This window comes from Pseudarthrobacter sp. NPDC058329 (assembly GCF_042879835.1).
In the GTDB taxonomy this organism is placed as follows: domain Bacteria; phylum Actinomycetota; class Actinomycetes; order Actinomycetales; family Micrococcaceae; genus Arthrobacter.
On record NZ_JBHVZR010000005.1, the window covers coordinates 60,648 to 73,546 of the forward strand.

Sequence of the window (12,899 nt, forward strand, 5' to 3'; positions counted from 1 at the left end):
GGGAGTTCCGGCGCTTTAGGACGAGGGGGGCGTGAAACGGTTGACCTTCCACGGGGCTTCCCTGCCCGTGCGGAGCAGCTGCACCGTGTAGGTCCCGGCGTCGGTCGGTACAGCTGCCATGACGCCGTAGCCATTGGCTTCATCGACGCTCAGCGTGGCCGGGCCGGTGACGCGGCTGGCGGGAATGTTGGCCGGGTCCACGGCTAAGTAATCGGCGGTGGCCTGTGGCGTCAGCCAGCGGGCAAGATCGTTAGCCCACTGCTTTTCCGCCAGACCAGGGCGGGCAAAATCGGCCATGGCCTTCTCGGCGACGTCCACGGCCGCGTCCTTACTCGCCTGATCCCAGGTGATGCCGATCGTGGCCGGAGCCGTGCCGCCGGGAGCCTGCGGGCCGCTGCTGGCGCTCAACGAAACGGGCGCGGAAGGCGTGGCGGTCGATTCTGCCGGTGCCGGCGTGGTGTTCGCAGCCGGTGCGCAGCCGGCGCAGAGCAGGGCTACTGCGATGAGGGCCAGGGGCTTCTTCATTTCTTCTCCTCTTGGGTGGGCAGGTACAGGAACGCTGACGGAACGGTGTTGCTGACGGTCCGGGTGTAGTAGTTGTGGTCATCCGGGGGCGGGTTGCCGTTGTAGCCCTCTTCGACGTAGGTCCCGTTGTCCTTGACTTCCTTCACCACGGCGACGTGACCGAAGGTGGGGTCCGCTCCCCCAGCCCCTGGCGCGTACCAGACGACCGCCCCGACCCGGGGGACGGGACCGGTTGGCCAGCCTTTGGCGTCCCAGCCGGCCTTCCACGTCAGTGCCGAGCCAAGGCGCTGGCCGTCCGGGCGGAAGTTGCCGTTGAGGAACTTGAACGGCTCGCCGGTGGACCCCATCTGCTGGTTCACCCGCCACAGCGCGAAGTCCACGCACTCCCGGTAGTAGAAGTTCAGCGGTGAAGTACTGGCGTCGTTGGCTCCGACCTGCACCCAGGTCGGAGAGTCTTTCCACGGGTAGTCGTCATCCCCGGCACCCGACTTCCCCGGGACGGCGCAGTCGCCGCCTTCCAGCGAGAACTTCCCGTCCGAGAGTGCCTGGACGAGCTTGACCGCCTCCGGCCAGTACTTCTGGTAGTGGTAAGGGTCTGCGTTGCGTTGGACCCTGTTGCCGGCGATGGTCGGCTCCAGCAGCTCCCAGCCCTCGACCTTCTGCAAGGCCTTGATGAAGTTCGTGGCGCTGATGGTCGGGTCCATGCGGTCCGCGTAGGAGCCCCACGCGCCGTTGTCGCGCTGCTGGAACAACCCCCGGGAGTCCGGACCGGGTCCGTCGCCGTAGTCCAAAGCACGCAGCCCCGACTCCCCCAGGGCCACCATGAGGCTGATCATCTGGCCCTTTACCGACAGATCCCGCGCCTTGCCGGCGCTCAGGATCGCCGCAGCATTCTTCAACTGCTCCTGGGAATAGCCATCCACTTTGGTGTTGCCATTGAAGGCCACTGAGACGGTTGGGCCGCAGTCAGCAGCGGCGCCCTTAACTGGGGCAAGGAGCAAGAGTATGGAGAAAACCAGCCCGAACAAGAGGCAGGGGACCAGGATCAGTGCGACGAAGTCGAGCGACTTCCGTTGCATGTGAATCCCCCTTCGAACCCCCGCTATCGATTGGCTCCCACAACGATACACGCGTGTAGTGAACATGTGTGAAGCTTGTAGCGGACATGTTCATAGGTCAGTAACTGTGTGAACGTTACGATAATTGGGCTCCGTTGCTCTTCCTGGCCGGCGCTGGAGGGAAAGACCTAATGCTGACGACACGGCGCGGGCTGGTCGGCCTGGCGTTCCTTGTACCGGTGGCCGCACTATCTGGGTTCGCCGTTGTCATGGCCCGCAAGATCGTCAAAAGGGGACCAAAGGACTACCGCCGGGCCGAACTGACAGATGATGGCCGCAGAGTTCGCATCGATTTGGACGACTACACGAAAGCCCAAGGCGACTTTGGCGTGTTCGACCCTGTGACAGATCGCTACACGAGAGTCGGCGAGGTAACGCTGATCGATGAGGATCGAAAGTACGTGGAGCGGCGGATCCATCCGCCGGAGTCCGCGCCGGCGTCACTGGGGCCCGTGGTCGACTGGACCCCCGACGTCTTCTTCGAACCCGCTGCAGTGGCCGGAGGCTTCGAGGAGGTGCAAATCCCCACAGACTTCGGTGCAGCGCCTGCATGGCTGTTCCTTGGACAAACGCCAGACACATGGGTAATCCATATCCATGGCAGCTGGACTGACCGCTCGATTATGTTCCGTGACGTCCACGCTTTCAGTCCCCTGGGATTTACCTCCTTGGTCCCGTCATTCCGCAGTGACCTGGAGGTCAGTCCCCCACAGGCCGAATCAAGCCACCTTGGGCAAACAGAATGGCGTGACGTGGAAAGCGCTGTGGCCTACGCCGTGTTTCACGGAGCGCAGCGAATCATCCTCTCGGGCTGGTCAATGGGTGGGACCATTGCCCTGCTCACAGCGGAGTGCAGCGCCTACCGGGACCGGATCGTCGGGATTGTCCTGGTAGGGCCGGTCACCAGCTGGCGTAAAACCATCACAGCAGGGGCCGCGCGGGCCGGCGTGCCGGCGGCAGGGGCCGGCCTTGTCATATCCCTGCTGCAGGCTCCCCCATTCGCGAGGATGATCGGGCTGGAGGAACCGATCAACTTCAATGCCCTTGAATGGGTCGGTGTACCTAACAGGGTGGCAGTCCCGACGCTGGTCTTGCACTCCAGGGCGGATCAGGAGGTTCCCTGGGAAATCTCGGCAGCGTTCCAACGCTCGAATCCGGACACCGTCACCCTGATTTCCCTACCTGAGGCGCATCATACCCAGGAGTGGAATGCGTCGCCTCCTACCTTCACCAACGAACTCACGAGTTGGATCAGCAAAACGATTCTGACCGAGCAAGGCTAGACCTGCGCGTCCAGCTTTGCCTCGATATGGCTGATCCTGCCCTGAACAGACTCCGGGAATGTCGTCATGTTCCCCCGCTGGTAGTTGTGCAGAACAATGAGGCTTTTGTAGACCGCATTTTCCAGCGTCTCATTGAAAAGGTCCCACGCCGGACTGACTCGGGAATGATCTGCATGTACCCGGATCCTCAGGGCAGCAAGCCAGAGCGCATCCATCATCCAGAGCCGCAACTTCGGCAGCTGCTTCGACAGGAAAAGAATCAACCATCCCGCAGCCGTCACCGAGAGGCCAGCATAAAAAAGACGGTCAAACCAAGCTCCGATCGCCCGAGCGAAGGCATGCCAGGGCGAGAAGTGGAACAACAGTACGTATGCAATGTGGCACGAGCAAGCCGCCGCAACCACTAGCAGACCCGCTGAGAATGTTGCGTAAAGGCCCTTCGCCTTGTATCGAAGCATGTAGATAATCCTGAGCACGGTGAATAGCAGCGCGAGCATGTACGTACCGCTGTACGTGGCAGTTGCGAGCTGGTCCATGCGGTGGTCAATGAAGTCGGCAGACGTTGGAGCTTTGCCCTCAATCAAGGCGAAGCTGACAACCATGATCGGAATGCTCAGCAACGGAGCGTAGTAGGTCCATCTAACTGGTACGTTCGCTAACCGCCGCACGCTGTCGTTGAAGAAGAAGATCGCCAGCAGCGCGAAGATGGCCTGAAGCAGGTTCGTCACGTTGACGCCACCGAGGTAGCTGTCGATGGCCGCTAGCGGTGTAACAGTTCCCAGGACATAAAGCGCCACGAGGCCGAACATCGATGCCAACCACGACGTTCGGGATTCCGCCACCTTAACCACCGAGGGGATCCGAAGGAGGCAGAGGGCACTCAGCAGCGCAAAGAGAAAATGTTTCATGCTCTACAGGAAAGGAGCAGGATCGGACGAGCTGCGTGCACGCGTCATCTTTGACATCTCGAAAGCGAAGTCCTCTACCCATCGTTCGACAGGATGATTCGGCACGGACCGGCAGGTAACGCTGATTGCGTCCGCCGTTTCCCGCAACATCTCTTCCGAAAGATCCGGCAGAGCCAAGGGAGTCCGAAAGCTCTCGAGATATATGTGCCCCAGCTCATGGTAGATGCAGTGAAGTTTGTACTGCATCGACTCCTGCGGCGGGAAATAGACGTTAATGCGATCTTCAAATTCGGCCTTGAAGGCCGTCAAGGCGCCCCAGGACTCCTTGTACTCGATCAGATTGATCGGCTTCTCACAGATCAGGGTCAAGCGGTCGACAACTTCCTGCATCGACGTCGTGCCGTCTCCGCATAGCTCTTGGACCTTTTCTGCGACCGGCGGGAGGCCCATTCAGTCTTCCTCCTCGCCGTTGATCGATGCATCAATGATCCTGGTGATCGTCCTCAGCATTTCTGGCGAGGTGGCCCCCAAGTTTCTCGCGGCAAAGTTCTTCACCTTGAGCTTGCGCATCTGCACAAGGAATTCCATACGCGCTTCTACTTCAGGGGGTGTCTCACTGTTTAGATCACACAGATAAGTGGCGGGTACGGCGAAAACGTACTCGGCTATGGCCTTTAGCAGTTCCTGATCTGTCACCAGGCTTCCGGTGCCATTGATCAAGTAGGACCAGCGTGTCCGTGACAGGTGGATTCCGTGGACGGAAAGTGCTTCTTCCACATGGGGGTACGTGAGCGCGGTGTTGTTATCGGACTCCCAGATATCCACCAGGATGCCCATGCGATCCGCCAGCCGCTCCTTCTTCTGTTGCTGCGTGAGAAACACGCTGCGGCCCCCATTTGCCATCTAGATAGCTCCTTAGCCAAGCTCAGCCTCTTGTGTAGACCGCCCCACAGAGTAGGCGGGCAGCTGACTCAAAATGTTACCTGATGACTTCCGGAGGGTACAGGCAATGAGTTGTACATGTGCGGAGCATGTATATAGTCTGTCGTTTGATTGGGTTTTTGAAGGAACAAATAGGCAACTTCGCTGTGGCAGTCGTTGACGGCATAGAGCCGCGGAAGGGGCATGGGAGTGCTGAACACGTTGAGCGGACTGAAGGGCTCGGGCCGGTACGTAACCGATCGTCAACCTTGGGCCAGAGCAGTCATTGGCCCGCCCCTTAGTGCTGAGTGGTTGCTGCTGGGAACCCAGGCCCCCTCCGAGTCGAAGATCGAGCTCAAAGTCACAAACGCGACACGCTACCGTTTTCTGAAAACAAATCCCCGTGCGTTCAATTGCCCGGTGATAGCTTCAGAGCAGTCGCAATGACAACCCAGTCAGTTTGAGCGGCAGGCAATACAACGATGAAGCTGTAACCGCTCTAGCGGGTACAAAATTCAAAGGACACAGCACATGACGGCAGTAGCAGTAAATCGAGGCGGCGGGCGCCCCAGTAAAGGCCTGCGTAAGTTCATTGGTTTCCGCACACAGGAACACACCGCTGACGGGATCGCCAAGGTGGCCGCCCACAAGGGTCTCACCGTCACTGAATACGTTCTGTCCGTTGTAGAGCCAAAGCTGCAAGAGGATCTGGCCGCACTCGACCAGGATGACTACCAGCAGGAGCTGCCCATCCGCATCGCCTCATAACAAAAAAGAAGGCCCGCACTAGGCGGGCCTTCGAAGCTTGAGACTTACCCTCTGGATTGCTTGCCGGCGGATCAGATTGTAAGTCGTGGAGAGCCTGAACAGGCCATCCTTTGTGTTGCTATGAACCGATCTGGCAGGATCGGCCCTTTTTCGTACCTCAATCCCCGAGAGGATTACTCACATCGTACATCAGCACGTCTCCGTGCTGCCAGCACGCCCCGCTGTTGGCGTGTCAACGCAGCCAGACGACCCAGCAACCGTTTGGGCAGCTCTAGCTCCCTTGCTAGCGGGCCAGCCTAGAATGCGCCTGTCTCGTGATGCAGGTAAAACGTACCCGCAGAAGCACGAACGGAACCTCACCGAAGCACTCCCTTCGCTGCCCGCGGCCGTGAGAATTTTCGGCAAGGACGGTACCTGCGCGGCAATCTTTCTCGACTTTGACTCCTCAGTAGCCGGGCTCGATTGGGTACAGGCCGACGTCCGCGCGGTTCAGTCCTGGCTGCACTCGGTCGGGGCCCGCTGGATTGAGGACTACTCCCCCAACGGCGGTCGCCATCTCTATGTCCCGCTCGCACGGCGGGTCACCTTTTCAGAAGCGCGTGATCTTGTCGAGGCGCTGGGCACCCGGTACCGGACCCTGGATAAGACCCCGCACCAGAACCTGCTTCACGGTTGCATGCGAACCCCCGGTTCGCCGCACAAGCGCGGCGGCCACCAGGAACTGGCGATGAGCCTGTCCATGGCCTACGACATCGCCCGCCGGCCCAATAGCGCCGGCGTCTGGGCGGCCATGACCAACGACCTGGCCGCCGAGATCAAGGCCGTCAGGGCACTGCGGCTGGAGGAGACTTTCACTCCGGCAACCTCCGATGTACCCGTGGTTGAGCAGCCGGTGGGGCGAATGTCCCGGGCCATGCAAGTGCTCGCCCAGACCGGCATATATGACACCACCCGGTATGCCTCTGACTCTGACGCCCGTCAGGCGGTCATCCTCAGTGCTGCGGCCGCTGGCTTGGAGCTGGTGGATGTGGAGCGCCGGATGCTGCAGGGAACCTGGCCTGGACTGGCCTCCTTCTACGCCCGCTATGCAGCCCGCCACCGCTTCCCGTCATTGCGCCGCGACTGGATGAGCGCCCTCAGCTACTTGAGCAAAAAGGCGGCCCAAACTTACCGGAATGACAACGTCCGCAGATCCCCCACAAGCCAACCAAATACACAGGCGGTAGAGGTAATGAGGATTCATCCGATTTCAAACCCCGATGCAGAGCATCGGTTCCTCCGGACCTGGCGAAACGCCCTGCGAATTAGGGAGGTGAACTACCAACAATCCAGGACGGGAATGGCGCGGCGGATGGTTCTTAGGGCATTAGGGGAGGCAGCTCACATGGCGGCCTCTCGGTTCATTGAATTCGGCGTGCGGTCCATTGCCGTGGCCACGGGTCTCGACCACACCACTGTTGGCCTGCACTTGAGGCAGCTGCGTGCGGAGAAGGACCCTCTGGTCACCCTCGTTGAAAAAGCCAGGGGAACCAAAGGCGATCTCTATATGCTGACTGTCCCCGAAGAGGTGAAAAGTGTCGCCGAGGATGCTACTTGGCAGAAAGGGAAAATCCACGCCCTGCGGCCTGTCTTCCGGGAACTGGGGCTGCCGGCCGCGTTCGTCTACGAAGCGTTGGAGCACTCCCCCGGGATGCCGACCGCCGAGATTGTGCGGACCACCCGGCTGTCTCGTTCCGCCGTCCACGAAGCCCTGGAGGTCCTTGCCGCCTGGAACCTGGTTGTCCGCAGTCCCAGCCGGGCGTGGTCAATCGTGGCCGGGACATCACTGAGACAGCTCGCCGAACAATTCGGGGTCCTCGAAGCGGTGGCTCTCCAGTTACAGCGCTACCGCAACGACCGGATCATCTGGCGGGAATGGCTCGCCAAGAACGTGATTACCGTCCCGGAGCTGCTCTCCCCCGACGAAGACTATCCCTGGGAGATGTTCGAGGGGCCACCCGATGAATGGTCACTGTCCGACATGGCCTTCAACAGAACCGGATGAGGGTCAGCGCCAAAGGCCTGTCAGTTGTGAGCCCAACTCCCCCGCTTGTGCAGCTTGACGGGTGTCGATGCGGCCGGCCGCCGCATCCACACCCCGGTGTAACTTTGGCACTCTCCGTTCTTGTGCCATAAGCCACGCCATAAGCAGTACGGGAAGGCAAGCCATGCTTGTCCCAAGGAGTTCCAGCATCACTCCCCCGCAGTTTGTCCCGCTTGGATATGAAGCTTGAAGACGGCTGAGACGAGCGCGCTGCGTGATGGTGCGTCGAACTCTGTGACCTTCTCATCCAGCCAGGCAACCTGCAGCCCGTCGAGGCGCAGCTGGATCTGAATGCCGGCCTCTCCCCGTTTTCGCTGTGCGCGGCGGGGCATGCCGGAGCTGGTCAGCGTGGTCTCGGGAGTGAACTCCTTGGCGATCTGTTTGTCGTCGACGGCTTCGAAGGCGTCAATCAACAGGTCCGCGTACGTGGTCCGCTCCTGATAGGCGGCATCCTTGACCTGGGCCAGGAGCGCCGGCGGCAGGTACACCCCAACGTTGCGCAGCGCCCCTGGAACCAGCTCGGAGGCTTTGGTCGCGTTAGCTGCCTTCTTGCCAGCAGGTTGACGCTGAGTGGTGGCCTTTGCGGCCTTGACGGCTGTAGGCGCGGGCTCCTCCTGCTCTCCTGCCGCCTCAAGGGGTGCCTCCTCAACAGGTGCCTGTTCAGCTGGCCGCTCATCCGCCTGCGGTTGCTCAGTAGGTATCTGTGCGGGACCGGGTGATGCTGCTGGCTGCACCTGTACAAGTTCCCGGGCCGGCGCCTCCACAGACTCTCCGGCTTTGGGTTCCGGTGCAGGAGCACTCCCCCGCTTCGGAGCCAGCAGCCCTTGGAGTGCTGCACCGCGGGCAGGCGCTACAGGTGCAAATGCGCCCGCGAGGCTCTGTCGGCCGCTCACGATTCGTTCCCGCTTTCGATCTCGTTCAGTCGGGCGAGGATCTCGCCGGTCAGCTGCTCGTACTCTTCAGCGAGTCCCCCGGCGTTTCGCGAGAAGAAGCCGTCCGTCGGCTTCTCCCCCGCCCGGAGCGCCTTCAGGCGGGTCTTCTGAGCTTCGGTAACGGCACCTTCAAGTTCGTGGAAGAGCAGGCCCTTGCGGCGGGCGTCCGCGCTAGCGCTCTCGAGGTTCCTGATGCGGGTTGCGAAGACCGGGGCGACCGTGCCGAGCATTTGTTCCAAAGTGTCTCGGACGCTGCGTTCCAGGCGCATGGAGCGCGGTCCTACACCGAACAAGACGATCCCTGCCAACTGCAGGGACGGGTTCCGGTCACGTACAGCCATGAAGCGGCGTGCAATGCGTTCGACACCATCGATGCTCGCATCATCGGACCGGGTAGGAACAACGACTGCACTGGAGATCGCGAAGGCGCCTTCTACGAGGATCCGCTCCCCCGGCGGGGTGTCGATCAGGATCAAGTCGTACTCGTCTGCCACCGGGGCCAGGACGGCGTAGAGCATGTCGCCGAAGTCGCCGGCGCCGGAGCGGCTGGAACGGGACACCATGAGGCCCTGGATGTCTTCGAGGTCCTGGCCGCCCGGGATTACGTCAAGGTTTTCCCGAACGTCGCGCAGGATCATCGGTGGCGTACCGGCGATCAGGGCCTGAAAGAATTCTCTCCCTGTCTGCCGCTCGTATCCGAGGTCGCGGGCCAGATCGCCCTGCGGGTCAAGGTCGATCAGCAGCACACGTGAGCCGGCCAGCGCCACGTACCCGCCAACGTTGGCTGCAGTGGTCGTCTTACCAACTCCGCCTTTGCCGTTCGCCAGAGAGACGACACGGTCAATGGCCCGTGTTGCTTGGGGTTTCGGGGGTACGGGGGTTTCCAGTGATCGTGCCATTGGCCGGCGACTCTCCTACTTGCTGGGGTGCATGTTGTTCTGCTGTCAACGCTATGTGCACTCCCCTGGGAATGCTGGCAGTGACACGCGTAAGAGGAATAACGGTGCGTAGAGCAGGGTCGTACACGGCACGTCGCGTTATATACATGGCTGGGCGTGACGCCCGTTTCCCCACATAACCCCACGCAGGGTGCTTCATTGGCGCTTCAACGTGGCTTCACAATGCGGTTATTGCCGTTGGTCCCGTGAGGACTCTTATTGCCTAGGGGGTGGTTCTTCCGGTGGTATTTCCCGCACTTGGACCGGCTTGTTGTCGTACGCGAGGTCAGGCTTGATTGGTTATTTGGTCCTCAATTGACCCTTTAGCCTGATCGTAGGCTTTGTGCCTTACGCATCAAATGGCCGGAGTTCCAAGCATCCTTCCAACGAGTCTGTCAAGTAGTCGTCAAGCAGGAGATATGGCATTACTTATGGCATGGAACATTGTTGGTCGCGAAATGGACGGCATAACCTGTGGCGCAACAAGCAGCATGGCTGCGCCTACGGCCTGCAACCATGCTAATAGGGGCCCTGCGCAGAGGCCGCCATCGCGCGGGGCAATTAACACAGTCGCGCTGTTAAAGGATGGCCGGGGTTTCGGGTGGCCGCCAAGGGAGAGGGCGGGAGAGGCTGATCCCCAGACCAAAGGCCCGGCCAGCCGTTCGGGTCTGGGATCAGCCCTTCTGGTGGCAGCGGGGAACAACTTCATTCAGATGCACGTCCTGGCCCAACCCGATCCGGACTTTGTGCGCGGTCACAAACGACCGTTTGATACCTGCTGCTCCGGAAGTAGTCTGAACTGTCAGTTGAGAGGGAGACCCTCGTACTGTCAGAACTCGTTGTCTTTATCAAAATCAGTCATGGCGAGAGTGGATTGTTTTTGAACATGAGCCGGGGGAGTGCGGCAGATGGACGTTCACGTTGTAGCTAAGACCCTTGCCCCTCTGGTGGGCATGAGCCGTACTTGGCGCGGTGTGGGGAGCATACTAGGGGGAGGCCGCGTATGCGGTTTCACTGTCCTTGGGTCGCCCTCCTTGCAAAGGGGTTGTTGTTTGGGCATAAAGAGGAATGAGGCCGTCATGGCCCACGAATTACGTCCATTGCCGTCTGAGCTTGTCGTTGATCACCTGCAGGACCTGGTCCTGCAGACCGAGGACGTGAAGGAGATGCTGGATGAGCTGGCTGTCTTTACGGCTCTGACTCTTTCTGACCCTGCTGTTGCCTTCTGCAGCATCACGTTGGTGCGACGCAAGAAGCCAGTGACGGTAGCCAGCAGCGAAAAGGGTGCGGTCCGGCTTGATGAGAGCCAATACCGCGTCGGCGACGGGCCCTGCCTGGCCGCCATCCGTGAGCAGACTGTCATACATCTGCCGGACGTAAGGCGCGAAAACCGCTGGCCCGATTACACCGCTTCGGCACTGGTGGAGGGAGTCGGTTCCAGTCTGTCCGTACCGTTGATCCTGGAGGGGGAAGCGGAAGCTGGTTTGAATATGTACTCCACCCGCTCCCATGGATTCAGTGGTGAAGACATCGAACGGGTCGAGTCCTACGCGTATCACGCGTCCAAGGCTCTCCGGCTCGCGGTGCGGATCAGCCAGCTGGCCGAGGCAAAGAACAACCTGACTGCCGCGCTGGAGTCGCGCACCGTCATCGATCTGGCAGCCGGCGCGATCATGGCGCAAAACCGGTGCAGCCAGGAATCTGCGATGAAGATCCTGAGAATCGCCTCCAATTCCCGGAACACTAAGCTCCGGGACGTCGCAGCGTCAGTGGTCGCGTCACTGTCCCAGGACACCAGAATCCAGACGCACTTTGACGCCTAGCCTCCGACGGCGGGAGGATGCCGTTCGCTAGGCTCCGGTAATGCAACGTCACCGGAGGGGCAGGTAGGTAGATTATCCGGCCCTTCACGTGGACCCGCGCAGGCGGCGGCTTAGTCCTCGTGCACGGCCGCGGCAAGGCGGCGGAAGTCCCGGGACAGGTAGAGAGCTAGAGCGGCGGCGTTGGAACTGTTGACGGTCACAGCCAGGGTTTTGTGGCCGGTCTCGTGCAGGGCCTGCATGGCGTGTGTGAGGAGCGTTTCGGCCAAGCCCTGCCGGCGGCAACCAGGGTGGGTGAAAAGTTCTGCGATGAAAGCGGTCCTGGGTCCGTCGCTGAAGGCTCGCTCCGTAGTGATGATGGCGGCGGTGATGCGGCCTTCTGCATCATCGGTCAGCAGGGAAGCGTGGGGGAGGAGGGTTCCGTGGGAGCCCTCAAAAACGGCGGGTATCCTGTCGGCATCCTTTTCAGTGTCCGGACGTGATGTTCCGTCGTTGTAGGCATTCAAGCGAAGATCTGCGAGTTTCGGCAGGTCCGTGGCGGAGATGATCCGGGGAGAGCTGCCAACAGGCTTGAGGTCCTGCGGCTCAATCAATGTTGCCAGCGAGATGAGAGAGACCATGACCTGATCTGCCTTCCACCGATGTAGGGACGAAACTCTTGGCACAAGTGTGGGTCATTTCGATCCAAGGGGGAAGGAGTCCTAATCCTTCACGCCGAGCTGGAGACACGCTCTCTTAGGGCCAGTCGAGGTGCTGGACGCCAAATACGTTGCGATCCACACGGTGGTCACCGACTCAGCTTTTGCAGGGGATCATCCCATCAAAGGATCCGTTGCTGCGATGGTTCTTGAGCGAAGTAAGATTCCGATTCAAGGAGTCGAAACTGTACATATGGCCCTCAACTGGTCAACGGGCTCGGCTGCCAAGGGAGTCAGCTCGTGCGCACGTCACCGTGAAGCTAAGAGCCGGCCAAAGGACATGTTTGGCGGTGCACGGTTTACTGCTTCTTTGTTGCATAACGGAGGAGCACATTGCTGGAGTCGTGGAACTGCCGGCTTTCCACCAACTCAAGGGCTGCAGGGACAGCGGGGGCTGGTATGCCTTCAATGATCGCTGTCGGACTGACCATGAAATGCAGCTCGTCAATCAGGCCTTGGGTGAGCAGGCCGTTCCACATGATCCTGCTGGCAAAAATCAGGATGTCCCGGTCACCTTCGTGACGGGCCGCCCTAAGCCATTGAGCAGTCTCAGCTCTGGGGATGACAGTGGTGCTTTCTGACCAAGGGTGGGCGGGGGAAATTGCGAGGCTATCGGACACGACCACCTTGGGAAGGGAGTTGTACGCGCGGCTTATTCGCCGGTTGTCCTCACTGAGTGCGCGGTTGCCGGGGTTCGCGGGGGCAGTGGCGACGCTGGGCCAGTAGGCGCTGAAGCCCTCGAACGAGTTCCGGCCCAGAAGCACAGTATCTGCGGCTTCAATTCGTTCACGGTTGTATTCGTCAAAGGCCTCATCCATGTTCAGTACAAGCGGATTGCCATCAGTGCCTGCGTAGAAGCCGTCCAAGGAAACGATGTTGCTGACAACGACGGTGCGCATGGCGCT

General features: G+C 60.5%; 13 protein-coding genes. 4 read left to right on the forward strand and 9 right to left on the reverse strand.

Features of this window, described 5'->3' with window-relative positions; all coding sequences use genetic code 11:
- Window positions 1-15: 15 nt before the first annotated feature.
- Both ACFVYC_RS09005 and ACFVYC_RS09010 read right to left on the reverse strand, forming a co-directional pair.
- Window positions 16-525, reverse strand: coding sequence for a hypothetical protein (locus ACFVYC_RS09005; protein ID WP_387549125.1), 510 nt, complete (start codon window positions 523-525; stop codon window positions 16-18).
- A complete protein-coding gene (locus ACFVYC_RS09010; RefSeq protein ID WP_387549127.1) occupies window positions 522-1,604 on the reverse strand; it encodes a CHAP domain-containing protein in 1,083 nt (360 codons plus the stop codon). Before ACFVYC_RS09010 ends, ACFVYC_RS09005 begins: the two co-directional genes overlap by 4 nt.
- Before the next feature lie 170 nt (window positions 1,605-1,774).
- Here ACFVYC_RS09010 and ACFVYC_RS09015 point away from each other — a divergent pair, with 170 nt between their 5' ends.
- Window positions 1,775-2,926, forward strand: a complete 1,152-nt coding sequence (locus ACFVYC_RS09015; RefSeq protein WP_387549129.1) for an alpha/beta hydrolase family protein — start codon at window positions 1,775-1,777, stop codon at window positions 2,924-2,926.
- On the opposite strand, the gene ACFVYC_RS09020 is transcribed toward ACFVYC_RS09015, so the two are convergent.
- Genes ACFVYC_RS09020 through ACFVYC_RS09030 form a run of 3 tightly spaced genes read right to left on the reverse strand, consistent with a single transcriptional unit; the run spans window position 2,923 to window position 4,737 of the window.
- Window positions 2,923-3,834 carry a hypothetical protein gene (locus ACFVYC_RS09020; RefSeq protein ID WP_387549131.1) on the reverse strand — a complete coding sequence of 304 codons (912 nt, stop codon included), beginning with the start codon at window positions 3,832-3,834 and terminating at the stop codon, window positions 2,923-2,925. The genes ACFVYC_RS09015 and ACFVYC_RS09020 overlap by 4 nt on opposite strands.
- Before the next feature lie 3 nt (window positions 3,835-3,837).
- On the reverse strand, window positions 3,838-4,284 hold the full coding sequence (locus ACFVYC_RS09025; RefSeq protein WP_387549132.1) for a hypothetical protein: 447 nt from the start codon (window positions 4,282-4,284) through the stop codon (window positions 3,838-3,840).
- Window positions 4,285-4,737 carry a hypothetical protein gene (locus ACFVYC_RS09030; protein ID WP_387549134.1) on the reverse strand — a complete coding sequence of 151 codons (453 nt, stop codon included), beginning with the start codon at window positions 4,735-4,737 and terminating at the stop codon, window positions 4,285-4,287.
- 549 nt (window positions 4,738-5,286) lie between these two features.
- Here ACFVYC_RS09030 and ACFVYC_RS09035 point away from each other — a divergent pair.
- Together ACFVYC_RS09035 and ACFVYC_RS09040 are read left to right on the forward strand one after the other, a co-directional pair.
- Window positions 5,287-5,523, forward strand: coding sequence for a hypothetical protein (locus ACFVYC_RS09035; RefSeq protein ID WP_028272859.1), 237 nt, complete (start codon window positions 5,287-5,289; stop codon window positions 5,521-5,523).
- Between the two features lie 301 nt (window positions 5,524-5,824).
- Window positions 5,825-7,567, forward strand: coding sequence for a MarR family transcriptional regulator (locus ACFVYC_RS09040; protein WP_387549136.1), 1,743 nt, complete (start codon window positions 5,825-5,827; stop codon window positions 7,565-7,567).
- A 188-nt stretch (window positions 7,568-7,755) separates the two neighbouring features.
- On the opposite strand, the gene ACFVYC_RS09045 is transcribed toward ACFVYC_RS09040, so the two are convergent.
- Together ACFVYC_RS09045 and ACFVYC_RS09050 are read right to left on the reverse strand one after the other, a co-directional pair.
- A complete protein-coding gene (locus tag ACFVYC_RS09045) occupies window positions 7,756-8,499 on the reverse strand; it encodes a hypothetical protein (protein ID WP_387549138.1) in 744 nt (247 codons plus the stop codon).
- Entirely contained in the window at window positions 8,496-9,437 is a 942-nt protein-coding gene (locus ACFVYC_RS09050) for a ParA family protein (RefSeq protein ID WP_387549140.1), read from the reverse strand. The genes ACFVYC_RS09045 and ACFVYC_RS09050 overlap by 4 nt, the downstream gene beginning before the upstream one ends.
- A 1,118-nt stretch (window positions 9,438-10,555) precedes the next feature.
- Between ACFVYC_RS09050 and ACFVYC_RS09055 the strand changes: the two genes are divergently transcribed.
- The gene (locus ACFVYC_RS09055) at window positions 10,556-11,299 is read left to right on the forward strand and encodes a GAF and ANTAR domain-containing protein (RefSeq protein ID WP_387549141.1); all 744 of its coding nucleotides are present in this window, start codon (window positions 10,556-10,558) and stop codon (window positions 11,297-11,299) included.
- 110 nt (window positions 11,300-11,409) lie between these two features.
- On the opposite strand, the gene ACFVYC_RS09060 is transcribed toward ACFVYC_RS09055, so the two are convergent.
- Window positions 11,410-11,916, reverse strand: coding sequence for a GNAT family N-acetyltransferase (locus tag ACFVYC_RS09060; RefSeq protein ID WP_387549143.1), 507 nt, complete (start codon window positions 11,914-11,916; stop codon window positions 11,410-11,412).
- Window positions 11,917-12,293: 377 nt separating this feature from the next.
- Complete coding sequence (locus tag ACFVYC_RS09065) at window positions 12,294-12,893, reverse strand: dihydrofolate reductase family protein (RefSeq protein WP_387549145.1); 600 nt, start codon at window positions 12,891-12,893, stop codon at window positions 12,294-12,296.
- Between the last annotated feature and the right edge of the window lie 6 nt (window positions 12,894-12,899).

What these genes read in the sequence shown, in the direction of transcription:
- ACFVYC_RS09060 (WP_387549143.1), bottom strand. Translation starts at nt 11,916, where the DNA reads ATGGTCTCTCTCATCTCGCTGGCAACATTGATTGAGCCGCAGGACCTC.
- ACFVYC_RS09015 (WP_387549129.1), top strand. Translation starts at nt 1,775, where the DNA reads ATGCTGACGACACGGCGCGGGCTGGTCGGCCTGGCGTTCCTTGTACCG.
- ACFVYC_RS09010 (WP_387549127.1), bottom strand. Translation starts at nt 1,604, where the DNA reads ATGCAACGGAAGTCGCTCGACTTCGTCGCACTGATCCTGGTCCCCTGC.
- ACFVYC_RS09050 (WP_387549140.1), bottom strand. Translation starts at nt 9,437, where the DNA reads ATGGCACGATCACTGGAAACCCCCGTACCCCCGAAACCCCAAGCAACA.
- ACFVYC_RS09020 (WP_387549131.1), bottom strand. Translation starts at nt 3,834, where the DNA reads ATGAAACATTTTCTCTTTGCGCTGCTGAGTGCCCTCTGCCTCCTTCGG.
- ACFVYC_RS09035 (WP_028272859.1), top strand. Translation starts at nt 5,287, where the DNA reads ATGACGGCAGTAGCAGTAAATCGAGGCGGCGGGCGCCCCAGTAAAGGC.
- ACFVYC_RS09030 (WP_387549134.1), bottom strand. Translation starts at nt 4,737, where the DNA reads ATGGCAAATGGGGGCCGCAGCGTGTTTCTCACGCAGCAACAGAAGAAG.
- ACFVYC_RS09055 (WP_387549141.1), top strand. Translation starts at nt 10,556, where the DNA reads ATGGCCCACGAATTACGTCCATTGCCGTCTGAGCTTGTCGTTGATCAC.
- ACFVYC_RS09040 (WP_387549136.1), top strand. Translation starts at nt 5,825, where the DNA reads ATGCGCCTGTCTCGTGATGCAGGTAAAACGTACCCGCAGAAGCACGAA.
- ACFVYC_RS09005 (WP_387549125.1), bottom strand. Translation starts at nt 525, where the DNA reads ATGAAGAAGCCCCTGGCCCTCATCGCAGTAGCCCTGCTCTGCGCCGGC.
- ACFVYC_RS09025 (WP_387549132.1), bottom strand. Translation starts at nt 4,284, where the DNA reads ATGGGCCTCCCGCCGGTCGCAGAAAAGGTCCAAGAGCTATGCGGAGAC.
- ACFVYC_RS09065 (WP_387549145.1), bottom strand. Translation starts at nt 12,893, where the DNA reads ATGCGCACCGTCGTTGTCAGCAACATCGTTTCCTTGGACGGCTTCTAC.